Source organism: Coleofasciculus sp. H7-2 (genome assembly GCF_042747725.1).
Lineage (GTDB): Bacteria > Cyanobacteriota > Cyanobacteriia > Cyanobacteriales > FACHB-T130 > FACHB-T130.
Genome location: NZ_JBHZGO010000027.1, coordinates 1 through 21,039, shown reverse-complemented (window position 1 = coordinate 21,039; position 21,039 = coordinate 1). Strand labels below are relative to the sequence as shown.

27 protein-coding genes and 1 pseudogene are annotated in these 21,039 nt (G+C 48.0%); 15 read left to right on the top strand and 13 right to left on the bottom strand.

Annotated features, from left to right (window positions below; all coding sequences use genetic code 11):
- Positions 1–8: 8 nt before the first annotated feature.
- Both rlmN and ACFW2W_RS06565 read right to left on the bottom strand, forming a co-directional pair.
- Complete coding sequence (gene rlmN, locus ACFW2W_RS06570; RefSeq protein ID WP_378174952.1) at positions 9–1,139, bottom strand: 23S rRNA (adenine(2503)-C(2))-methyltransferase RlmN; 1,131 nt, start codon at positions 1,137–1,139, stop codon at positions 9–11.
- 28 nt (positions 1,140–1,167) lie between these two features.
- The gene (locus ACFW2W_RS06565; RefSeq protein ID WP_378174950.1) at positions 1,168–4,074 is read right to left on the bottom strand and encodes an ATP-binding protein; all 2,907 of its coding nucleotides are present in this window, start codon (positions 4,072–4,074) and stop codon (positions 1,168–1,170) included.
- A gap of 389 nt (positions 4,075–4,463) precedes the next feature.
- On the opposite strand from ACFW2W_RS06565, the gene lgt reads away from it, so the two are divergent.
- Positions 4,464–5,348, top strand: coding sequence for a prolipoprotein diacylglyceryl transferase (gene lgt, locus ACFW2W_RS06560; RefSeq protein ID WP_378174947.1), 885 nt, complete (start codon positions 4,464–4,466; stop codon positions 5,346–5,348).
- A gap of 180 nt (positions 5,349–5,528) precedes the next feature.
- On the opposite strand, the gene ACFW2W_RS06555 is transcribed toward lgt, so the two are convergent.
- A complete protein-coding gene (locus ACFW2W_RS06555; protein WP_378174944.1) occupies positions 5,529–5,708 on the bottom strand; it encodes a hypothetical protein in 180 nt (59 codons plus the stop codon).
- Positions 5,709–5,812: 104 nt separating this feature from the next.
- On the opposite strand from ACFW2W_RS06555, the gene cobM reads away from it, so the two are divergent.
- Positions 5,813–6,658 (top strand): precorrin-4 C(11)-methyltransferase, encoded by an 846-nt coding sequence (cobM, locus tag ACFW2W_RS06550; RefSeq protein WP_378174941.1) that lies wholly within the window; start codon positions 5,813–5,815, stop codon positions 6,656–6,658.
- Between the two features lie 438 nt (positions 6,659–7,096).
- Complete coding sequence (locus ACFW2W_RS06545) at positions 7,097–7,708, top strand: hypothetical protein (protein WP_378174938.1); 612 nt, start codon at positions 7,097–7,099, stop codon at positions 7,706–7,708.
- Positions 7,709–7,710: 2 nt separating this feature from the next.
- Here ACFW2W_RS06545 and ACFW2W_RS06540 read toward each other — a convergent pair whose 3' ends face one another.
- Both ACFW2W_RS06540 and ACFW2W_RS06535 read right to left on the bottom strand, forming a co-directional pair.
- On the bottom strand, positions 7,711–8,718 hold the full coding sequence (locus tag ACFW2W_RS06540; protein WP_378174935.1) for a zinc-dependent alcohol dehydrogenase family protein: 1,008 nt from the start codon (positions 8,716–8,718) through the stop codon (positions 7,711–7,713).
- A gap of 16 nt (positions 8,719–8,734) precedes the next feature.
- On the bottom strand, positions 8,735–8,863 hold the full coding sequence (locus ACFW2W_RS06535) for a hypothetical protein (RefSeq protein WP_378174931.1): 129 nt from the start codon (positions 8,861–8,863) through the stop codon (positions 8,735–8,737).
- Positions 8,864–8,906: 43 nt separating this feature from the next.
- On the opposite strand from ACFW2W_RS06535, the gene ACFW2W_RS06530 reads away from it, so the two are divergent.
- Together ACFW2W_RS06530 and ACFW2W_RS06525 are read left to right on the top strand one after the other, a co-directional pair.
- The gene (locus ACFW2W_RS06530) at positions 8,907–10,241 is read left to right on the top strand and encodes an efflux RND transporter periplasmic adaptor subunit (RefSeq protein WP_378174927.1); all 1,335 of its coding nucleotides are present in this window, start codon (positions 8,907–8,909) and stop codon (positions 10,239–10,241) included.
- A 76-nt stretch (positions 10,242–10,317) separates the two neighbouring features.
- On the top strand, positions 10,318–13,482 hold the full coding sequence (locus ACFW2W_RS06525; protein ID WP_378174924.1) for an efflux RND transporter permease subunit: 3,165 nt from the start codon (positions 10,318–10,320) through the stop codon (positions 13,480–13,482).
- A 100-nt stretch (positions 13,483–13,582) separates the two neighbouring features.
- Here ACFW2W_RS06525 and ACFW2W_RS06520 read toward each other — a convergent pair whose 3' ends face one another.
- Entirely contained in the window at positions 13,583–14,017 is a 435-nt protein-coding gene (locus tag ACFW2W_RS06520) for a DUF4279 domain-containing protein (protein WP_378174921.1), read from the bottom strand.
- A 405-nt stretch (positions 14,018–14,422) separates the two neighbouring features.
- Here ACFW2W_RS06520 and ACFW2W_RS06515 point away from each other — a divergent pair, with 405 nt between their 5' ends.
- The 3 genes from ACFW2W_RS06515 (at position 14,423) to ACFW2W_RS06505 (ending at position 15,851) form a co-directional block, all read left to right on the top strand.
- Positions 14,423–15,091, top strand: coding sequence for a Uma2 family endonuclease (locus ACFW2W_RS06515; RefSeq protein ID WP_378174918.1), 669 nt, complete (start codon positions 14,423–14,425; stop codon positions 15,089–15,091).
- A 120-nt stretch (positions 15,092–15,211) separates the two neighbouring features.
- Positions 15,212–15,547 carry a DUF433 domain-containing protein gene (locus tag ACFW2W_RS06510; RefSeq protein ID WP_378174915.1) on the top strand — a complete coding sequence of 112 codons (336 nt, stop codon included), beginning with the start codon at positions 15,212–15,214 and terminating at the stop codon, positions 15,545–15,547.
- Positions 15,516–15,851, top strand: a complete 336-nt coding sequence (locus ACFW2W_RS06505) for a DUF5615 family PIN-like protein (RefSeq protein WP_378174912.1) — start codon at positions 15,516–15,518, stop codon at positions 15,849–15,851. Before ACFW2W_RS06510 ends, ACFW2W_RS06505 begins: the two co-directional genes overlap by 32 nt.
- A gap of 356 nt (positions 15,852–16,207) precedes the next feature.
- Here the strand turns inward: ACFW2W_RS06505 and ACFW2W_RS06500 are convergent, their stop codons facing one another.
- The 4 genes and pseudogenes from ACFW2W_RS06500 to ACFW2W_RS06485 form a co-directional block, all read right to left on the bottom strand.
- Positions 16,208–16,432 (bottom strand): type II toxin-antitoxin system HicA family toxin, encoded by a 225-nt coding sequence (locus ACFW2W_RS06500; protein WP_190460602.1) that lies wholly within the window; start codon positions 16,430–16,432, stop codon positions 16,208–16,210.
- Entirely contained in the window at positions 16,425–16,652 is a 228-nt protein-coding gene (locus ACFW2W_RS06495; RefSeq protein ID WP_378174908.1) for a type II toxin-antitoxin system HicB family antitoxin, read from the bottom strand. The genes ACFW2W_RS06500 and ACFW2W_RS06495 overlap by 8 nt, the downstream gene beginning before the upstream one ends.
- Before the next feature lie 17 nt (positions 16,653–16,669).
- Positions 16,670–16,852, bottom strand: a pseudogene (locus ACFW2W_RS06490) (hypothetical protein); the annotation flags it as partial.
- Positions 16,853–17,067: 215 nt separating this feature from the next.
- On the bottom strand, positions 17,068–17,244 hold the full coding sequence (locus tag ACFW2W_RS06485; RefSeq protein WP_378174905.1) for a hypothetical protein: 177 nt from the start codon (positions 17,242–17,244) through the stop codon (positions 17,068–17,070).
- Between the two features lies 1 nt (position 17,245).
- Between ACFW2W_RS06485 and ACFW2W_RS06480 the strand changes: the two genes are divergently transcribed.
- From ACFW2W_RS06480 to ACFW2W_RS06470, 3 genes are read left to right on the top strand one after another with little or no spacing between them, the layout of a single operon-like run.
- Positions 17,246–17,485 (top strand): hypothetical protein, encoded by a 240-nt coding sequence (locus ACFW2W_RS06480; RefSeq protein WP_378174902.1) that lies wholly within the window; start codon positions 17,246–17,248, stop codon positions 17,483–17,485.
- Positions 17,473–17,916, top strand: coding sequence for a type II toxin-antitoxin system VapC family toxin (locus ACFW2W_RS06475; RefSeq protein ID WP_378174899.1), 444 nt, complete (start codon positions 17,473–17,475; stop codon positions 17,914–17,916). The genes ACFW2W_RS06480 and ACFW2W_RS06475 overlap by 13 nt, the downstream gene beginning before the upstream one ends.
- 55 nt (positions 17,917–17,971) lie before the next feature.
- Entirely contained in the window at positions 17,972–18,127 is a 156-nt protein-coding gene (locus ACFW2W_RS06470; protein WP_378174896.1) for a hypothetical protein, read from the top strand.
- Here ACFW2W_RS06470 and ACFW2W_RS06465 read toward each other — a convergent pair.
- The gene (locus tag ACFW2W_RS06465) at positions 18,100–18,348 is read right to left on the bottom strand and encodes a helix-turn-helix transcriptional regulator (RefSeq protein ID WP_190527704.1); all 249 of its coding nucleotides are present in this window, start codon (positions 18,346–18,348) and stop codon (positions 18,100–18,102) included. The genes ACFW2W_RS06470 and ACFW2W_RS06465 overlap by 28 nt on opposite strands.
- A gap of 199 nt (positions 18,349–18,547) precedes the next feature.
- Positions 18,548–18,787 (bottom strand): helix-turn-helix transcriptional regulator, encoded by a 240-nt coding sequence (locus tag ACFW2W_RS06460; RefSeq protein WP_378174892.1) that lies wholly within the window; start codon positions 18,785–18,787, stop codon positions 18,548–18,550.
- 277 nt (positions 18,788–19,064) lie between these two features.
- Between ACFW2W_RS06460 and ACFW2W_RS06455 the strand changes: the two genes are divergently transcribed.
- Positions 19,065–19,193, top strand: a complete 129-nt coding sequence (locus ACFW2W_RS06455) for a hypothetical protein (protein WP_378174890.1) — start codon at positions 19,065–19,067, stop codon at positions 19,191–19,193.
- Here ACFW2W_RS06455 and ACFW2W_RS06450 read toward each other — a convergent pair.
- A complete protein-coding gene (locus ACFW2W_RS06450) occupies positions 19,161–19,391 on the bottom strand; it encodes a helix-turn-helix transcriptional regulator (RefSeq protein ID WP_378174887.1) in 231 nt (76 codons plus the stop codon). The two genes, ACFW2W_RS06455 and ACFW2W_RS06450, sit on opposite strands and share 33 nt — an antisense overlap.
- 276 nt (positions 19,392–19,667) lie before the next feature.
- Here ACFW2W_RS06450 and ACFW2W_RS06445 point away from each other — a divergent pair, with 276 nt between their 5' ends.
- The 3 genes from ACFW2W_RS06445 to ACFW2W_RS06435 all read left to right on the top strand — a co-directional run.
- Positions 19,668–19,877, top strand: a complete 210-nt coding sequence (locus ACFW2W_RS06445) for a hypothetical protein (protein ID WP_378174884.1) — start codon at positions 19,668–19,670, stop codon at positions 19,875–19,877.
- 2 nt (positions 19,878–19,879) lie between these two features.
- Positions 19,880–20,260, top strand: a complete 381-nt coding sequence (locus ACFW2W_RS06440) for a hypothetical protein (RefSeq protein WP_378174881.1) — start codon at positions 19,880–19,882, stop codon at positions 20,258–20,260.
- Positions 20,261–20,623: 363 nt separating this feature from the next.
- On the top strand, positions 20,624–21,039 hold a 416-nt coding region (locus ACFW2W_RS06435), incomplete at its 3' end, for an RNA-guided endonuclease InsQ/TnpB family protein (RefSeq protein WP_378174878.1).

Sequence of the window (21,039 nt, the reverse complement as noted above, 5' to 3'; positions counted from 1 at the left end):
GATTGCTTTTACTGAGAAGCTCGAAGTTGTCCGCAGGCAGCATTGGCTTCTAAACCACGGGAGTAGCGCACGCTAACAGCAATATGCTGTTTTTTCAGAGCCGCAACAAAGGCTTGAATTCGGATGGAATTCGGACGCTGATAGTCAGCATCGTGGATAGGATTGTAGGGAATTAAATTGACGTGAGTTTGGAATCCCCGCAGATGGGACGCAAGTTCATTAGCGTGTTCGGGGAGGTCATTCACACCAGCAAGCAGGACGTATTCAAACGTCAATCTGCGACCTGTTAATTGAACATATTCCCGACATTCTGCTAACAAATCTTCCAGCGGATATCGGTGAGCCGTGGGGATAAGTTTTTCCCGAAGTGCCTGATTGGATGCATGGAGGCTGACAGCGAGGGTGATTTGCAAGTGATGTTTCGCTAAATCGAGGATGCGATCGCGTACCCCCACGGTAGAGAGAGTCATAGAACGCTGTCCAATTCCCACATCTTTATTCAGTATCTCCAGCGATCCCAGAACATTTACCGTATTCAGTAGCGGTTCGCCCATTCCCATAAACACAATATGGCTGACTCGTCGCTTGAAGTCTTCCTGAACCGTTAACACCTGATCGACGATTTCGTGGCGTGCGAGATTGCGAGTAAAACCTCCCTTCCCCGTAGCGCAGAAGTCGCAAGCCATCGGACAACCCACCTGGGAAGACACGCACACCGTGAGGCGCTTTGCGGTAGGAATGCCGACTGCTTCGATAATTTGACCATCTGCCAACCGCAGCAGATACTTCACCGTGTCATCGGGGGCGACAGAACGATAATGTAGAATTGAGCGTCCAATCGGGACATCTGCTACTTGGTCGCGCCACTGCTTGGAAAATACAGTAATTTCAGAAAGCGATCGCGCTCCTTTTTCATAAATCCACTGATGCAGTTGCTGTCCCCGGTAAGCCGGTTGTCCTTGAGAAAGCACCCATTGGGTTAATTCGGCTAAATTTGCCCCTAAAAGGGGAGGAATCGTTCTGGCTGGGGTTTTATTCGTTACACGCTGCTCTTTAGCAACGCTAGCAGTTTCATCAGACTGATTTTGATGCTGACTGCCTGTAGAAGACTGAACCTGAGAGAGGGGCGTAGCGGACATAAATAATCAAAAGTTTTAGCTAGGATCTCTATCCTAGAACCTCTCGATCGACGCTGGGGTTCACTTTATAGGTTTGTCCGATCGGAATCTCAATTTGAAACTCTGTCCCTTCCCCAGGTTGAGATAGACATTTCATCTGTCCACCATGCTTATCCACAACAATTTGATAGCTAATCGATAACCCCAGTCCGGTGCCTTGACCGACTGGTTTTGTCGTAAAGAACGGGTCAAACAGTTGCGATTTGACACTTGCGCTCATCCCCAACCCATTATCTTTAATCCGGATTATCACCCAATTCTTGTCTAAAAGTTGGGTAGAAATCGTTAAAGTGCTAGGTTTATTTTTAATTTCTTCTAAACTTCGCACTTTATCTTGCTCCTGCAAAGCATCAATCGCATTATTCAAGATATTCATAAATACCTGATTCATCTGTCCGGCATAACATTCCACCGACGGCAAGTTGCCATATTGCTTGATGACCTGAATAGCCGGACACTCCGGTTTATGCTTGAGACGATTGTGCAAAATCACTAGGGTACTATCGATTCCCTCATGAATATTGACAGGTTTCATGTCGGCTTCATCCAACCGAGAGAAGTTACGCAAAGTCAGAACAATCTCCCGAATCCGGTTTGCCCCTACTTTCATCGAAGACAAAGTTTTGGGCAAATCTTCAATTAAAAAATCAAGATCGATCTCTTGAATCAGGTCTTGAATTTTCGGGTCAGTGTAGGAATAACCTTGCTGGTAAAAGTTGGCTAAACTGAGGAGATCCTGAGTGTAGTTATCCACATGGGTAAGGTTGCCGTAGATGAAGTTGACGGGGTTATTAATCTCATGGGCAACACCCGCAACGAGTTGACCGAGGCTAGACATTTTCTCAGTTTGAATCAATTGAGCTTGGGTGTGGCGTAGGTCTCGCAGAGTTTTTTCTAAAGCGATCGCTTGCTTTCTAGCAGTCTCTTCCGATTGCTGCAATGTTTCTTCTGACTGCTTGCGCTCGGTGATGTCGCGTAGGATGACAATATATTCTTGAAGTTGGCGATTTGATCGGTGGGAGAGCGTCACCTCAATCATGCGTAAGCTGGTTTCATCCTGCCATGTCTGTTCGCTGCGACTTTGCCAAATCTCAGGCGACCCAGCTAACCCAGAGAGGAAATGGTTCAGGCGACGCCCAATCAGCTGATGAACGTCTATCTCAAAAAGGGCAACAGCGGCTGGGTTGGCTTGACGAATCGCGCCGCTATCATCCAGTACGAGAATGGTATCCGGAACCGTGTCCAGGGCAGCGATAAAAAGATTTTCCGCGTGTTCCCGTGCTTCGGCGATCGCCGCAACTTGGGGCAAGCTAGTCCAGCAGGCAACAGCGATCGCCACAAAGGCGATAGTCATCAGCAAAATGACTAAAAGATTGTTGCTGGCATTCCGAGAAATCTGCCCAATCCCGTCCCGAAGCACCCAGGCGATCGCGGTCGCACTACAAACCAATAGAATCAGGACGATCACCTGAAAGGCAACAAAATCTTTGACCTGAAAGCTTTTCACCCGGTAACGCTCAATCCACCAGGCTGGGGAGAAAGGCATAAATGCGATCCGACGGATAGCCGCATCACAAGCCAAAACAGCGATCGGAGACAGCAGCCCGACCAGCATATCTTGCCAGCTCCAAGTTAAACCCCCCACCACCAGAACAACCGCCTCGACGACTAAGAAGCCCAGCGACCACCAAGGCCAGCGCACTTCGGGTTTGCCTCGCTGCAACCACAATCCCAGATGAACTGACATCATGGCGATCAGATAGCTAGTACCCGTTACCACCACAATCCGAGAAATATCTCCCCAAAGCAGATAGATCAAGCTGGTGCAAAGGGAAAATATCAGGGCAGGTTGCAGAACGCCTTGTCGGGAGACGATAGCGAAGACGGGGGAAAGGTGCCCATCTAGGGCAAGCTGGTACAGAATGCGGGGAGCATTAGAAACCGCAGTCGCGCAAGCCAGAAGACAGCTGGAGGCGATCAGGAGGGTCACGATTAAGGAAGCTGACTCGCCCCAGAATGGCTTTGTCGCTGCGAAAAAGTTCAAGAACGTGTCTTCGCCCAAGTCTGGTACAGTTGCCAAGCGCATGAGTACCCAAGAACCGCCCAGCATAACCGGCGGAATTAGCCAAGCTGACAAGTTGAGAAATCGCAGCGTTTCTCCAGGGCGTCGGCTGTCGGCGACAAACGCGGAGGCTATCTCGCAGGCGTAGGCAATGTAGATAGCGAAAAAAGACCACTTTGCCCAATCCACAAAGTTTAAGGTTGACCAGCTGCTAGGAAAAAATCCGGGACTCGCGGGCGAGAAGGCTAACCATCCTAGACCTTGAAGACAAAACACCAATAAGAATCCGACTGCTGGAAGAATGAAAAACGTGTGCAAGATTGCTAAAGCTCTCGTGCCGCTGAGCGCGACAATATAAGCAATCAGCGTGAATCCAACTTTCAGAGCCGTTTCCGGACAATCAATCCCTAAAGGTTCTAGATTAGTCTTGATGAGATTTGTGAGGATAATCGGGTTGATTGGCAGATATCCTGCCCAGCCGACGAAGTAGGCGATCGCTGCATAACGAGCTAGACCGGGATAGTTTTTGAGTAACTTAGTCGTGTAATTTGGAGTTCCTCCCGATATTTCAGGCCAGTGTTCCCCTAAGCGTTTCACTTGCAGGTTCAGCAGCATCCCCACAATCGCTGCGGGCAACCACACAAAGATGGCAGATGAGCCTAATGCTGCATGAATTAGCGGGGCTGTGCCAATCCAGCCTAGATGACCTGTGAACCCGAAACCCCAAGTTTCTAAGGCACTCAGGCTGCGCGGCAGGTGCATAAATGAACGCTGATTTAGCCGCAGATTATGATTTTCAACGATAAGATTTTGAGTAATTCGGTTTTCAGCCATATTCTGTCGATCTCAGCTCGATTGTGCCGCGAGTGCTGCCATCATGGTTCTATATAAGTAAAGTTGCAATATCACTATCTATCTATCTGCTCGGTACTCGCTACCGCTATTTGTCTTAATCTTGCTGCTTGCTATCATGTTACTTGGTGCATTGCATAATTTAGCAGGTTTTGCAAGGAGCAGCAGTAATTTGATTGACTTAATGTTGATTGCCCTTTGATAAGTGGTTTCAGATTGTCCAAGTTTCCAGGGGACTAAGAATTGGCTAGAGGCGCGTGGGCGATCGCTATTTAGCTGCTGCCATGCAAGACTTGAATCAAGCATTCGATAAACTATGAAGTGCTAGCAGCGAGTCTTGTCCAGGCTACGCTGGAACTCAATCAAAGCCGATGCTTCTTGATATTTCCACTCTGCCTTTGGCATTTGAATTTACCTCTCCAGGCCCAATCCTCATTGAGCTGGGACCGTTTACCATTCGCTGGTACGGTCTGTTAATTGCCTCAGCCGTATTAATTGGCGTCAGCCTTTCCCGATATCTGGCTGACCGCCGTCACATCAACCCAGATATACCGGGCGACTTGGCACTCTGGCTAGTTGTAGCGGCGATTCCCAGTGCCCGACTCTACTATGTTTTGTTTCAGTGGCAAGAATACGCCCAAAGACCGGGTGACATCATTGCCATCTGGAAAGGGGGCATTGCTATTCATGGGGCGCTTATCGGCGGCACTTTAGCAGCTTTGATTTTTGCCCGAATCCAGAAAATCTCTTTCTGGCAACTTGCTGACTTAGTCGCACCCTCTGTCATTTTGGGTCAAGCCATCGGGCGTTGGGGCAATTTCTTCAATTCTGAAGCCTTCGGGGCACCCACGAATTTGCCTTGGAAACTGTTGATTCCGGTCGAGAATCGTCCGCCCGATTACAGAAATTTTGCCTACTTCCATCCCACCTTTCTCTATGAATCTCTTTGGGATTTAATGGTGTTTGGGTTGCTGATGACCTTGTTTTTTCGGGATTTGAAGAGATCGCGCCTCAAGGCAGGCACGCTGTTTCTGGTTTACCTAGTGGCTTATAGCGCCGGTCGCGTTTGGATTGAGGGGTTACGCACCGATAGCTTAATGCTGGGGTCGTTGCGAATGGCACAGGCGGTCAGTTTGCTGGGAATGACGCTGGGATTGGCGGGTCTGGCTTGGCTTTATTTGTTCCGTCGCTCTCTGCCGGATGTTGTCTCAGCCCATAGTAATCAGAATGCTCCTAGCGAGAATGCACAACGATGAATCATACAATTTCACTGGTGCCAGATTCCACATCAGATTCCCCCAACCCTCTTTCTAATGGGGCTTCAAGAATTGAAGTGTAGCGCCAATCAAGTGAATTAGTAGAACTTAGGTGTCAGCAGAAATTATTCCCAAAAAAAATGCTCTAGAGTCAAACTCTAGAGCAAAACCAGGGTGCATCTACCATTCCTTAATTACCGGGAAAGTGGAGCGAATCCGGAAAGTATCCGTAATCAATTCAATTTTTTTGACTCGGTAGGCGCAGGGATCTACCGCTGTACGGGAATCACAAGCAATATGCAATCCTTGCAGAACGATCAACAAATGACTCAGGACTCGCCGCACATCACCACGTCTCAAATCGCAACCACAGGAGGATTGAACCCGAAAAAACGCTATATGTATAAGCTTTGCGTAAGTCCTGTGACTGATAAGTTACACACCCTATAAGAGGTTTGTCTGAGTTGGAGACTAAATTTATTGGCGAACAATCACTGCCTGCCCTAGCACCAGCAGTTTACATTGTCGGTGCAGGGCCGGGAGATCCAGATTTATTGACAGTTAAGGCGCAGAAACTACTGGCTGTTGCGGATGTAATCTTATTTGCCGATTCTCTAGTGCCAGTGCAAATTTTGCAGGGAGTGCGTGCGGATGCGGAGATTATTCGCACTGGGAATAAAACCCTCGAAGAAATTCTGCCAGTGATGATTGAACGAGTGCGATCGCATAAATCTGTGATCCGCCTCCACTCTGGCGATCCCAGTCTCTACGGTGCCATCTTTGAGCAAATGCAAGCCTTGGCAGAGGCTGACATTCCCTTTGAAATCGTTCCCGGTATCAGCGCCTTCCAAGCCGCCGCCGCCAAGCTCAAAGTTGAGCTAACAGTGCCAGGACTGGTGCAGACGATTATCCTCACCCGCATTAGCGGACGCGCCTCAGCCGTGCCGGAACGCGAAGAATTAGCCTCCTTAGCGGCGCATCAGGCAAGTTTATGCCTTTACTTGGCGGCGCGTCACGTCGAAGACGCGCAAGCGAAACTGATGCAGCACTACCCCGCCGATACACCCGTGGCGATTTGTTTTCGAGTCGGTTGGCCTGATGAGAAAATCTTCTTGGTTCCCTTGCATCAAATGGCAGCCGTGACGCAGCAGGAAAATTTAATTCGGACGACGCTTTATGTGATTAGCCCCGCGTTGGGAACTGTGGAAAATACTTTCGCGAAACGTCGTTCGCGTCTGTACGATCCCGAACATACTCATCTGTTTCGCCAAAAATCAGCGAACTCCCCCAACTCCACCTTACAAGGGTAGGTTTTGAATATTCAGGACTCGCCGCAACATCACCACATCTATGAGGGCAACCACAGGGGGATTGAACCCGAAAAAACGCTATATGTATAAGCTTTGCGTAAGTCCTGATATTTGATGATCTTCTGGGTTTTCAGAACTAGGATCGGAAACACTATCGGGACTTACGCAGAGATCCCCCTTGCATCCCCCTTTTTAAGGGGGATGCAAGGGGGATCTAGGTTTCAAGGTTTCAGTGCGTAAGTCCTGCCCTAAAAACGAGAAACCTGGTCGCACAATTGAGAATATGGCGAATAAGTCTCTGAAAGCGTCAAAAACCTACACCTGTGGGGGAGAAGTTTGCGGGTGCAAAATGTAAGGTGATAAAAGTCTTATTGGTAACAGCACCCAATGCAGATGAAGCGTTAATAACCAGATAACAATCAGCCAATTTTGTAAACTATGCTTTCGCAAATCGTGCGCCCAATGGTTCGCACTCAAATCCGGTTACTCGCTAGCTGTCAGGCAACTCGTTCCACACTGATTGGGACGATTGCCCAGTGGCTGGGCTTTCTGGGTGTGCGTGCCCAAGTCACTCACCTGAACGCCGGTTCAGACCAAAAAATTAGCATTTCTCTGACGGTAGACCAACCCGAAGGGTGCGACGAACAAGACTGGCAGCAAATTGTCCGCAACCTTAACCAAGAAACTGTTGATGCAAACCCATCTGAGCATTCCCAGCCTCAGCTAACGCCCCAGCAACAGAGTAAGCTACAGCGGTTGCTGGCTTATTTGATTCAGGCGGCGGAACCGGAAGTCAGGATCGGCTGGGAGGTTTGGTCTCGTCAGCTTCAGGCACTAGGTTTAGAAGAATCAATGCTGCTAGGTGTCAAATCGGCACTGAAAGTACCCCAGTCGCTTGAGCAATTGATGGAAGGACTCGATCCAGACATCGCGGCGATCGCACTTCCCAAAGCCGTCAGTATTGCCTTGCTCGATCGCCGAGTCAATGCCTCGGAAGACAAAGCTTTGACAGCCCTTTTGCAGCTAATGAAGCCAAATAGCGAGGTTTAGTTTTATTCACCCTCGATCAACAAGACAATTTTACCTGTAATCGATCCGGCTTCCAATAGTTGGTGGGCAGCGGCGGCGGCTTCTAGGGGGAAAGTTTTGGCGAGGTGAATTTTGAGAGAACCTTGATGTATCCAGGTTGCACACTGTTCTAAAATTTCTGCGTGATGCTGTTGAGCTTCCAGAAGTCCTTGCAATGCAGGCGTTAGCATCAATTCAAAGCTAATGCGGAGATTGCGCGATCGCGCCACCTTCCAATTATAGTAAGCGGGGTCTGGCTCCAGAATCGTCACCAGATCGCCATAAACTCGCACGGCGGGGAAAGTTTTATAGAAAGTTTCCCCGCCCACCGTATCAAAGGCTAAGTCTACTCCCTCTCCTCCAGTCCAATCCAGAGCCGCCTGTACAAAGTCAGTTTCCTGATAAAAAATTACCTCATCGGCACCTAATTCGCGGACAAAATCAGCCTTTTCCTGAGAACTAACGGTGGTACAAACTTCCGCACCTTTCAGCTTAGCTAGTTGAATGGCGACGTGACCGACACCGCCAGCACCCGCGTGAATCAGCACCCGTTCCTTGGGTTCTAGCCGCCCCCGTTCAAATAACGCTTCCCAAGCGGTAATCAGAACCAGAGGGGCAGCGGCGGCTTCTGCAAAGCTCACACAGGTGGGTTTCTTGGCGACAAATCGCTCATCTACAACCGCCATTTGAGCATAATTTCCCAGCTTTGCCCCCAGTCCACCCGCACAGAAATACACCTCGTCGCCAACCTTAAACCGCTGTACGTCAGCACCGACGGCTTCCACGATCCCCGCACCATCACAGCCTAAAATAGCGGGCATTTGGTCTGGGTAAAAGGTGCCCCGCCGCCGCAATTTAGTGTCAATCGGGTTAATTCCCGCCGCCCGAAGACGGACTAGGATTTCTGTGTCTTGTTCAATCGTCGGGTTTGGGACTTCCTGAAGTTGCAAGACTTCCGGTGCGCCAGATGCTGTCATCAAAACTGCTTTCATCAGGTCGTTCTTGTTGCTAAGCCAAGGGTCTTTTATTCAGAACTTTACCGCAAGTATGGATGACTCGCGTCGCTAAGGCGATCGCATCTTTTGCCGGAAATTTTGCATCATAGGTAAAGTAGCCTTTTGCAACATTTCTTTGCAAAAGGTTGCCGCCAGTCAGGTCAAAGCATGGAGGGAGCGCGGTGATGAACGAAGCCCCAAAAGATATAGAAGTTGATGAATTAGATGAAACGTGGGACGGTGATGAAGAATCTTTCGCTCCCAGCCGTCGCCGGAGCGATCGCAAAAAAAGAGGTCTGTCTGGTTGGAAGGGTGTGGCGCTTGGCTTAGGGCTAGGCATCGCCCTCACCGCAGGCGGAATGAAACTGCTTTCACCCAAGACCGAGAAGAAGCCAGATGCCACACAACAGGCAGCGCCGCCCAGCCAAAGTGTCACCGCATCTGTAGCGCAATCCGCCGTGGTTGCCCGCACGCTGACAACCAGCGGCACAGTAGAAGCCCGCGAACTCATCCCCGTTTTGTCCCAGACAACCAGCTTACAAATCCAGAAAATATTGGTGGATGAGGGACAAACTGTGGAAGCCGGACAAGTGATGGCAGTTCTCGATAATTCCGTACTACAAGCGCAACTCGATCGGGGGAAGGCACAGCTAGAATCGAGCCAAGCCGCTGTCAGGCAAAGACAAGCAGCCTTCGCGCAAAGCCGTGCCACCCTGGCAGAAGCCCAACGGAATCTTCAGCGTTATCAGCAACTTGCTCAGGCAGGGGCGATTAGTCGTCAAGAGCTAGATGCTCGCGCCACCACTGCCGCAACCGCTAGAGAAGAGGTTCGCCTTGCCCAAGCGAATATCAATAGTGCCCAAGCCGAGGTCAGGAGCAGTGCGGCAAATGTGCAACAACTGCAAACTCAGCTAGGGCAAACGCAGGTTCGCGCTCCAGCAAGTGGCATTGTTACCAGACCACAAGTAAATGATGAAATCCAGGACATTGCCCGAATTGGGGATGTCACTTCTGGCAGTAAACCGCTCTTTTCCATCATCCGCAACGGACAACTGGAACTGGAGGCAAAACTTCCCGCCATCCAACTGCCGCAAGTAAAGATTGGGGCACCAGCAACAATTACCTCGGATAACGATAGCCGCGTTCGCTTGCAGGGGCGAGTCAGAGAAATCGCGCCCCTAGTGAACGCACAAAGGCGTGAAGCAACCGTAACGATTGACCTGCCACAGCCTTCGCTGCTGCGACCGGGAATGTTTGCTCGTGCCGCAATTACTACCACAACGACGACCGGGGTAACGGTGCCTGCCAAGGCGGTACTCCCTCAGCCGGATGGGAGTGCAATTGTATTCCTGCTATCGGGTGAAGACACGGTTCAAGCGAGGAAGGTAGAACTAGGAGAAGTGGAGAGCGGTGATAGAAGGGAGATTAAGAGCGGTTTACAACCAGGCGATCGCGTCGTCGTTGCAGGTGCCGGATATCTCAAAGAAGGCGACAAAGTTCGAGTCGTCAACGATCAGTAGCTAATGGCTAATCGCTAAGAGTAATCAGACTTTCAATTAGCAATTAGCAATCCTTCAATCTTTCAATTCGCCTTTTATGAACATTTCCGCTTGGTCAATTCGCAAACCCGTCCCCACCCTGGTCTTATTTTTGTTTTTGACAGTGGTAGGTTGGTTTTCCTTTACAGGTTTGGGCATTGATATCAACCCAAATATCGATCTGCCAACGGTTTCCATCACCGTCACCCAGGCGGGGGCGGGACCAGCGGAACTGGAATCCCAGGTGACGAAACCGATTGAAGATGCTGTAGCGGGTCTGGGAAATATAGACCAATTAACTTCAACAGTTAACGACGGCGTCTCTACCACCGTCGTTAATTTTGTATTGGGGACAGATAGCGATCGCGCGACGAATGATGTCCGCAATGCCGTTGCCCAAATTCGCCAAAGTTTACCCGCAGACATCAACGAACCGATCGTGCAACGGCTGGAGTTCTCCGGTGGTCCGATTATGAACTACGCCGTGATTTCCAAGCAAAAATCGGTTGAAGAATTAAGTAATCTGGTTGACGAAACGATTAGCCGCGCCCTGCTGTCGGTGCAGGGAGTCGCTCAAATCAAGCGGGTTGGCGGTGTTGACCGCGAAATTCGCGTCGATCTCGATCCAGATCGTCTGAAAGCTCTGGGAATTACAGCGACTCAAGTCAACGACCAAATTCGCGCCCTCAATGTCAATTTACCGGGCGGACGCGCGGAGTTAGGAGGGAGCGAACAAAGCATTCGCACCTTAGGCAGTGCGCCGAATGTCCAGGCGTTGCAAAACTATGAAATTATCCTTCCAAACGGGGGTTCAGTGCCCTTGTCCGCCCTGGGAGAGATCCGCGATGCTTCTGCCGACCCCCGGCAGGCGGCACTACTGAATAATCAACCCGTCGTGTCTTTTTCCGTCTTGCGTAGCACTGGCAGCACTCTGGTGACGGTGGAAGAAGAGGTACGCCAGAAAGTAGAAGAACTGCAAAAAACCCTAGGGACGGATGTCAAGCTGCAACTTATCTTCACTCGCGCTGACTTTATCCGCGAATCCTACGATGGCACGATTGATGACTTGATCCAAGCGTCTGTGCTGGCAGTGCTGACGATTCTGATCTTTTTGCGAAACTGGCGTGCCACGTTAATTACTGCCGTGGCGCTGCCGTTGTCCATGCTGCCCACTTTTGCGGTGCAGTATTTGCTGGGCTACACCCTCAACAACATGACTTTGCTGGCATTGGCGCTGGCGGTGGGGAACTTGGTGGATGATGCCGTTGTAGAAATTGAGAATATGGATCGCCACATGGATATGGGCAAAACGCCCTTCCAAGCGGCTTTGGATTCTTCTGCGGAAGTGGGTTTGGCAGTGCTGGCTAGCGCGGCGACGATTATCGCGGTGTTTTTGCCAGTTGCCTTTATGGGTGGGATTCCGGGGCAGTTTTTCCAGCCGTTTGGGGTGACAGTAGCGGTCTCGACGATCTTCTCTACGCTGGTGGCGCGGACTATCACCCCGATGATGGGCGCTTATTTGCTCAAACCGAAGAAAACCTCACCCCCCAATCAGCTACCCGTCAATGGGAACGGCGGGAAAAATCGATTTCAACCGTATCGCTGGGTGCTGAAATGGGCTTTGAGGCATCGCCTGACAACGATGGCGATCGCTCTGGCATTTTTCCTGGGCAGTCTGGCGCTAATACCATTTATTCCCAAGGGATTATTTGATAACGGTGACATTGGTTTCTCGGAAGTTGCCGTGCAACTCCCTCCCGGTTCAACGCTGGAAGATACCAAAAAAGTTGTACAGCAGACAACTCGGTTAATTCAGCAAAGCCCAGCCGTTGAGAGTGTCTTGGCAACGACAGAAGTGAATACTGCCAATCTTTTTGTCAACCTGAAACCGAAGGAAAAACGGGAGAATCTCCCTCAGAAGGAGTTTGAGAAACAAATGCGCCAAGTGTTCTCCCAAGTGCCGGGGGCGCGGATTAGTTTCCAAAGCCAGGGAGCCGGAGGAGCGGGCAAGGATTTATCAATTGTCCTCAAAAGTGAAAACCCCGAAGCTTTGAACTTGGCAGCGGATGCTCTGGAAAAGCAGATGAGAAGCGTACCGGGTTTAGTAGAAGCAACATCTACTGCCAGTTTGGTGAAACCAGAAATTCTGATTATTCCCGATGCGGCACGAGCGGCGGATTTGGGAGTGACAGTGCAAGCGATCGCTCGTACCGCCTCCCTTGCCACCATCGGCGACAATGAAGCGAATCTGGCTAAGTTTAACCTCCCCGATCGGCAAATTCCGATTCGAGTCCAGATAAATCCCGATGCGCGGCAGGATATCGACACTCTCAAAAATCTTCAGGTGCCCGGTCAAAACGGGAATCTTGTCCCGTTAGTGTCGGTGGCAGATATCCGCTTTGGCAGCGGTCCGGCGCAAATCGATCGGTTTAATCGCGCTCGTCAGGTGTCGGTACAAGCAAACTTGCAAGGCGTTGCTCTGGGAGATGCGGTGCAAGCCGTGCAGCAGCTACCTGCCCTCAAAAATCTGCCCCCCGGAGTCGCGCAAGAATCGGCTGGGGATGCCGAGATTATGCAGGAGATTTTCGGTCGCTTTGGTTCGGCAATCGGACTGGCAATTATGTGTATCTATGCCATCCTGGTGCTGCTGTACAACAATTTCCTCCATCCCCTAACAATTATGGTGGCGTTGCCTCTTTCTTTAGGCGGCGCACTGTTGGGCTTAATGATTGCCCAAAAAGCGTTAGGGCTGTATGCGCTAATTGGGATTGTGTTGCTGATGGGGATTGTGACAAAAAACTCCATCCTGCTGGTGGACTATGCCTTGATTAACCAGGAGGAAGGCAAGTCACAATATCAGGCGCTAATCGCCGCTGGGATGGATCGTCTGCGACCAATTTTAATGACTTCTCTGGCTACCATTGCGGGAACCATTCCCCTTGCCTTGGGAATTGGTGCGGGGGCTGAAGTCCGCAGCCCGATGGGAATTGCGCTGATGGGCGGCTTCACAACTTCCACTCTGCTAACGCTGGTGGTGGTGCCGGTGTTATTCACCTACGTGGACAACTTCCAGCGCTGGCTTGTGCAACTGCCGAAGCGCGGATTTGGCAGAAAACGGGGGCACAAAAATGGGGAGGTGCGTAGGACGAAGTCAGAGGCGAAGCGATCGCTTCCCGCCACTCCCAACCCAGAACAAGATAAATTCCCCGTCGGTAAGAAGTAGTTAGAGCGCGTTTCACAACTAAAACCCTGTGGGTATCAACCAATAGGGTTTTAGTTTATAGAAGCGATCGCATTCTTGCCACACCGTACACGCCCATTTTTCAAGCTTGCATAGTTGATAACTTTGATTCTGGTTCCGATTCTTCGTAGTCATCCAGCATAACCAAGATAGATATCTGGATTGACAACCTAGCAGCAGCGGCGGCGGCAACTATTTCTGGAGATAATGAGATCCCGCCCTGTTGTTCCTCTCGAATAGTGCTAATGTACAAATCTACATTGCAATTAGTTCGATCTAGAACTGCCAACGTTGGTGCCATTTTTTCTAAGCAAAGAGCAGCTTGCTGCATCTGGTTGTCTATGTCTTCTCTTGGGCGATCGCTGTCAAAATTAGCAAATTCTAAAGACCAGATATCAACAGGTTGAACTCGCTTTTTTGAAACTTGTTCTCCCCGTCGCAAAACCTTGGTTGGTGTTATACCCATATCTGTCAATTCCTCTAAATCAGGCAGATTACCAGACAATCGTAAAGACATTTTAATTGTACTCACTACAATTTCTTCCTGAAATTAACTATGTTTCTAAGAAATCATCCGCTAAATCGAGTAGTTCATCACCAGTAAAATTGTCAGCACCGCCGCGACCTTCTTGACGTTTAACCTTTTCAATATAATCACCAAACCTTTGTCACTGCTCTTTGTTCATACGCTTTTCTCGTGCCACAGAATCGACCATTTCCTGGTCTTTTCTATTCGCTCCCTTACCTCGTCCAAGTCTTTGTCTTTCACGTTGCCTTTCCTCAAGTTCTTTCTCCCCGTCTTCTAGTTCTTCATCTTCTGGCGGCACTTTATATAATGCTAGGCTAAAAGTACAGCAACAAATTTATAACATAGTAGCGATCGCTTAAACATTTCTAACTTCCAACCCCATCATTTGCCTCTATGACTCTATCAACTCCAAAATCGCGCCATCTAACTTCCGCCATCCCAAAATGGCAACCCGCAACATGGGAAGATTATTTAGCTTACGCTGACGATCTGAACCCAGAAATAGTAGGTTTATTTTTTAATCAGGGATATCTTTTCGTTCAAATGGGTAATGAAGGAATTAACCACGCCGCAGTTAATGAATTATTCACAATGCTGTTTTTTATCTGGTTTAGTCGCATACCAGGGCAAATATTCCATTCTCTAGGCGGTTGCTTAATGGAAAAGCCGAATACGCAAGCAGCATCACCAGATTTAGTTCTTTATATTGGTGAAAATTACCCAATTTGGCGAGAAGGCGAACGACGTTACCTTAATTTGAATCAGTGGCGATTTCCCGATTTAGTGGGTGAAGTCGGTGACACAACTATAGCAACTGATTTGGATGAGAAAAAGCAGCTTTATGCAGCTTTGCAAATTCCTGAGTATTGGGTTATTGATGTTAAAGGCGAAAGAGTGCTGGCATTTCGTTTGCAGGATGATGGCAAATATCAGCAGTGCGAATATTCTGTAGCACTTGAGGGGTTGCCGATTTCTTTATTAGAGCAGACTTTATCACAGCTAAAACAAGGAACAAATGGCAGCGCGGCTATCTGGTTTGCTCAACAGATGGCTAATTTGTAGGAGTTGGGGAGAATGCGATCGCGCGTTGCGCCGACCTGTCGGTTCGCGCTTGTGAGGTGGAATGCGATCGCTCTCTAGCTTTGTGGTTCATTTTATGAAAACTGAGCAGCAAGGATATTTATGGAATCAGTGATATCGGAACATATTGAAATTACTCTCGGCGTATGTGGTGGTAAACCGCGCATTGCCGGACATCGGATTAAAGTGCAGGATGTGGTTATTTGGCACGAACGAATGGGACTGTCCCCTGACGAAATTGTTTCCCAATATCCGGGAATTACCTTGGCAGATGTATACGCTGCCTTGGCATATTATCACGATCATCTGGAAAAAATTCGACAACAAATTCGAGAGGATGAAGCCTTTGCTAAAGAATTACAGGCTCAAACTCCTTCTCTTGTTCAGCAGAAACTAAGGAATCGAAATGTTGGAAACGATTCGGTTCCACATGGATGAAAATGTCAATACTGCCATCGCGGATGGTTTACGACGCCGTGGCATTGATGTGACTACTACCGCAGAAGCAGGACTGATTTCCTCGCCAGATGAGGTACAAATAGAGTTTGCACTTTCCCAAAATAGGGTAATTTTTACGGCTGACGCAGATTTTCTACGGCTTCATCAAGCTGGTGTCGAACACGCTGGCATTACTTACTGTCACCAAGGTAGTCGCTCAATTGGTGACATCTTACGCGGTCTAATTTTAATCTGGGAGTTGCTGGAACCGGAAGATATGCGCGATCGCGTTGAATTCCTTTGAATCAGGCGATCGCGCTGTTGTGCAGTGGAAAGCGATCGCATCATCTTCAACTCTCTTACTCTAAAGGAAAACTAGGTATAAATTTATCAATTTCATTCATAATTTGCATTGTCTCTTTGAGAGCAACTACCACTCGCTGATAGTGCAAATCATCAAAGGATAAATTACGCTTGGCTTTTTTGCGGTCTTTGAGCCATTGATTTCTGGTAGTAAGTCTCGGTTTTGCGGTGAAAATAAATAAAATGGCGAATGCAGAAATACTTCTGTCTAGTCAACTGTATAAACGTCGTTCTCTAGCAAAAACTTGTACTTATCTTGACGCTTACCGTAAATATCAAAGTGATATATTTTAGCCATTACATTACCTCAAACAGAGAACGCGGTAATCCAGACTGGCGGATAATTGACTGTAAAGTTCCAATGCGTAACTCTGCATAATTTGGAACAACAGCAGTAATCGTGGTTTCATCTGTTTGCCGTTGCATGATAATATGACTACCGCTTTGCCGCACTTCCACAAAGCCATTTTGCTCTAAAATTTGGCAAACCTCTCGCGCTGATAAAACTCGTAACTTACCCAACAGACACCTCTACCCTGGTAACAAAAACTTCCGTCTGCAAGCGGTTTTGTACCTCTAGAGGGTCGGCAACTTCAAAGAATAGTTCTAATGCTTCAATTAGGTTACTTTTTGCTTGCTCGACTGTATCACCTTGACTGGCAATATCTAATTCTGGACAAAGCGATACATATCCATCCCCTTCTCGTTCGATGATGGCAGTAAATTGTTGATTTTTTTTCATATTTACTTTTCTTTGGGATACTTTACCATTATACAAACAGCTACGCCTTGTTGAATATCAAAAACATTTTCATCTTTTGAGCCATCAGGAGAAGATTCTTTTTTCTTACTGTTACCATGCAAATCCATAATGTAGATTTCGTCAAAGGTTTTCTCTAGGCTTTGGCGCATTCCTCTAAACGTTGGGTTATCTATATAACCAACCAACAACTCTCGCCGCCTTACGGTAAAGTCTGGAATACCTGCTTTATTACCTTTCTCCTCAATCGCCACATCTATCGCCGCACCAGGGTTATCCAATAAGTTCTTGATAGCTGGGTAATGGGTGCGTTCGCTTCCACGCTGAAGATTGCTCTGGATTCACTGAATGTAGGTGTCAAAACGCATTAATAAATTTGACCTCGCTTTTTGTAGCTTTAGCTATGTAGCAATTCTAGGGACGCGATCGCATCCTCTCCCCAAAAACGCTTGCCCGACAGGTCGGCGCAACGCGCGAACTGACAAGTCAGCGCTTCGCTATCGCATCCCCACACACCCAAAAACGCAGCAGTTTGAGCTATTCTGGTCAACAGCAGCAAGAAGAGATAATCCACAATGCAGCCAGCTTTGCACATCAGCACCCAAGTCTTACCAGGTAACAAAATCGAAATCTCAGCTCCAGAATTGCCAGTGGGTGATGCTGTAGAAGTGTTCGTCATTTTATCAGAAACCTCCACCCCTAGTCGCCGCTCTGCAATTGACTTACTTGATGAATTGCAGGGAACGAGACTCCTCAAAACTCCAGAAGAAGCAGATCAGTATATTGAGGAGGAACGCAATGCGTGGCAAGCCTGACGTTTCCATCATCTAGCCTAGTTTATGTAGACACTCAGATTTTTATCTACAGTGTTGAAAAGCATCCGATTTATTGGTCTATATTGCGCCCAATGTGGTTGCAGTCTCAAGCTAGCGACATCGAAATTGTTAGCAGTGAACTAGCATTACTGGAAACTTTGGTCGCCCCTATAAAAAATGTTGACTCCCTTCTAATTAATGCTTATGAAACCTTGCTTTCGTCTACAGAAGTTCGACTGATTCCGATAACAAAAGCTATTCTGAGGAATGCTGCACAATTACGAGCTAATACAAATCTGAGAACGCCAGATGCTCTTCATGCTGCCACTGCTCTTGCTACAAGTTGCAGCTTTTTTCTCACAAATGACAGTGGTTTTCGTCGCGTTGCTGGTCTATCTATAGTTATACTTAACGACGTTGCAGCGACTTGATTTAACTAGATCGATTGAGTATGTCTAGCGATCGCATCCTTCTCCCCAAAAACGCTTGCCCGACAGGTCGGCGCAACGCGCGATCGCACTCTTACACCAAACGCGATCGCATCCCCACAAAAACGCTTGCCCGACAGGTCGGCGCAACGCGCGATCGCATCCTTCTCCCCAAAAGCGCGATCGCTACTGTAGTTGTGGTGAACCGAAGTAATCGGGCAGTTCTTCCAAAGTCCATTTCAGCAGCCGACAAAGTGCTTTCAAATCGCGGGGAGTAAGCTTTGGTTCATAAAGCCCTGTCTCCCAATTACTAACTGTCTGGACAGTCTTACCCAAAGCTAGTGCAACGTCTCTCTGCGTTAAGCCTAATTCTTCTCTTCGCCGCTTCAGAGGAGACTCCCGATCGTATTCTTGCTGTTGTTGGTCTTTGGTCATGTAGTATAAAAGTTCTTATATAAAGATGCTTGACAACTGAATCCTAAGAGTGCTTATATAAGATAGATACAGCAGCGGGCAAAGTGACTGAAAAGCCACCATCTGGCTCAGTCGCCTTCAGAGGTTCACAAGATGCCTGCCCTTTCCTTAGTTTCTTACATAACTGCCAATCTACCAAGCAGAGGTGGGCGATCGCGCCTCAGTGCGATCGCAATGAGCCAAACTCATCTGGTAGTTCTTCTAGCGTCCATTTCAGTAGACGACAAAGCGCTTTTATTTCACGGGGGGTGAGCTTTGGTTCATACATACCTGTCTCCCAGTTGCTAATTGTTTGGTCAGTCTTACCCAAAGCCAGTGCAATGTCTCTTTGAGTTAAGCCTAATTCCTCTCTCCGCTGCCTTAAAGGAGACTCTCGCTCTTGCTGTCGTTCTTCTGTCATGCTTTCCAAACAAGCTTATCCAAGCAGACTTGACAAATCAATTACAAGCGTGTTTGGATAAGTAAGAGACTATAAATGAGCAGGTAACTTGAAAAGCTACCATCTAGCTAAATTGCCGTCCGACTTTCTTTGATGCCTGCCCTAACTTTAGTTTCTTACATAACTGTCACGCGATCGCGCGATCGCTATCTTTGCCTGGGGTGGTTAGCCACACCCTCGTAAATATCCATTCAAAACCCATAACTAAGTAACTCACAGCTATGACTGGGAGAATCTTATGACGTATTACGCCAAACTTCATCCTTGGTGCATCATCCGTTCGCTTCCCGATATGCGATCGCGCGTTGCGCCGACCTGTCGGGCAAGCGCCTCACTACGATTCCGGCTTACCGAAGTCGTCGGGTAACTCATCCACAGTCACTTGCAGCACTTTGAGCAACGTTTTGAACTGGCGAATAGTCAGCTTTGGTTCTGCTCTGCCTACCTCCCAATTGCTGACCGTTTGCACTGTTACTCCTAGCGCATCTGCAATTTGCTTTTGAGTTAGATCGCGGCTTTTCCGTAGCTTTACCAGCGCGGATTCTTGCTTTTGGACTCCTGTCATCTGAATATAAACCAGTTTGCCTAAATCAATTTGTCTAAACTGGCTTGACAACAGACCGTAAATTGATTTAGATTAAGGATAGACAAGCCAATAGGGTAGGCAACCTAAAAAGCTGTCCTTTAAATTAAGTTGCCCTCGTAAATGCCTACCCCTAACTTAGTGTCTCACCATAAAGCCATTTACAAGCACTCAGTAAGGTGTCACGTTCTCTAACACCTTGCTGTGCGCTTCCTTATCCATAACTAAGTAACTCACAGCTATGACTGGGAGAATCTTATGACGTATTACGCCAAACTTCATCCTTGGTGCATCATCCGTTCGCTTCCCGATATGCGATCGCTTATCGTCGCTCGTTTTCGCGGTCGCAATGACGCAGAAGCGCATCTGCGAATTCTGAAAGCGAATACTCCAAATATTCCCTACTCCATCATTTTCGATACCACGCCAGAAACCAGCGACTCAACCGTTAAACCTGGAATGAATTGATTATGACAGCCTTGTTTCGCCGCATTCAACCGCCAAAGACATTTCGCCTCACTGTTGCACTCTTAGCGAAATACCTGAAAATACCAGAATCCTTAATTGTGCGATTCGAGTGTTGGCAAAATGTACTATTTGTACATCGCACAGATCGCGGCGGACAATTTGTAAGTTATCGTCAGATGCGACTCTGGTGGGATGCGATCGCCCTTTTATTTGAAAGTTGCCACACCTCTAACGCACTGCAACAACTGGGACTTCAGATTAAAGAAGAGAGCCACAAATTCTCCGACTACTACCAAGCAATGATTGAAGACCTCCGCCAACTGTGGGTAAAACGCCGAGACTACCTCAGCAGAAGCTTACCAGCAAAAGAAAGCGCCGCATAAAGCGAGTAAAATAGTACCTTTGGGGAAACGCTTGCCCGACAGGTCGGCGCAACGCGCGAACTGACAAGTCAGCGCTTCGCTATCGCATCCTTATATATCATCTTTACCTCAAACAGCAAGAAGGCTCACACCGTAATCTCTGATTCGGTGTCGAGATGAATTGCGAGTGAGTCGAGTTGCGTAGTTTGATTGTATTTGAGCGTAGCGAAAACAGAGAAAACTACAGCGACTTGATGAACAAAATATTTTATTTTTTGGTAACACAACTGTATAAATACACGTTATCATGAATATGTAAACACGGTAAGGACTATAGCATCCTTCAACAGGCTCAGTAACCATCCTTCAACAGGCTCAGTAACCATGTACAGAGCAGCTAAAGTTAGAATTTATCCCACTGATCAGCAAGAATCCTATCTAGCTCAGTGTTTTGGTAATGCTCGTTGGTTGTGGAATTATATGCTTAATGCCACTACTACCGCTTATAAAGAAACAGGTAAGGGTCTTTCTAAAGCTGCGATGGACAAGCTGCTTCCTGGCTTGAAAAAAGAATATGAATGGTTGGGCTTGGCTTATAGTCAAGTGTTGCAGCGAGTAACATTCAACCTTTCAAGTGCGTTTGTCAATTTCTTTGAAGGACGCGCTAAATATCCTAACTTTAAATCAAAGCATGGTTTGCAATCCATTCAATATCCCCAGAACGTCAAATTAAGACCAGAGGATTCTGTGATTAAGTTCCCTGGTAATTTGGGGATTATGAAAACCGTGTTTCACAAGGA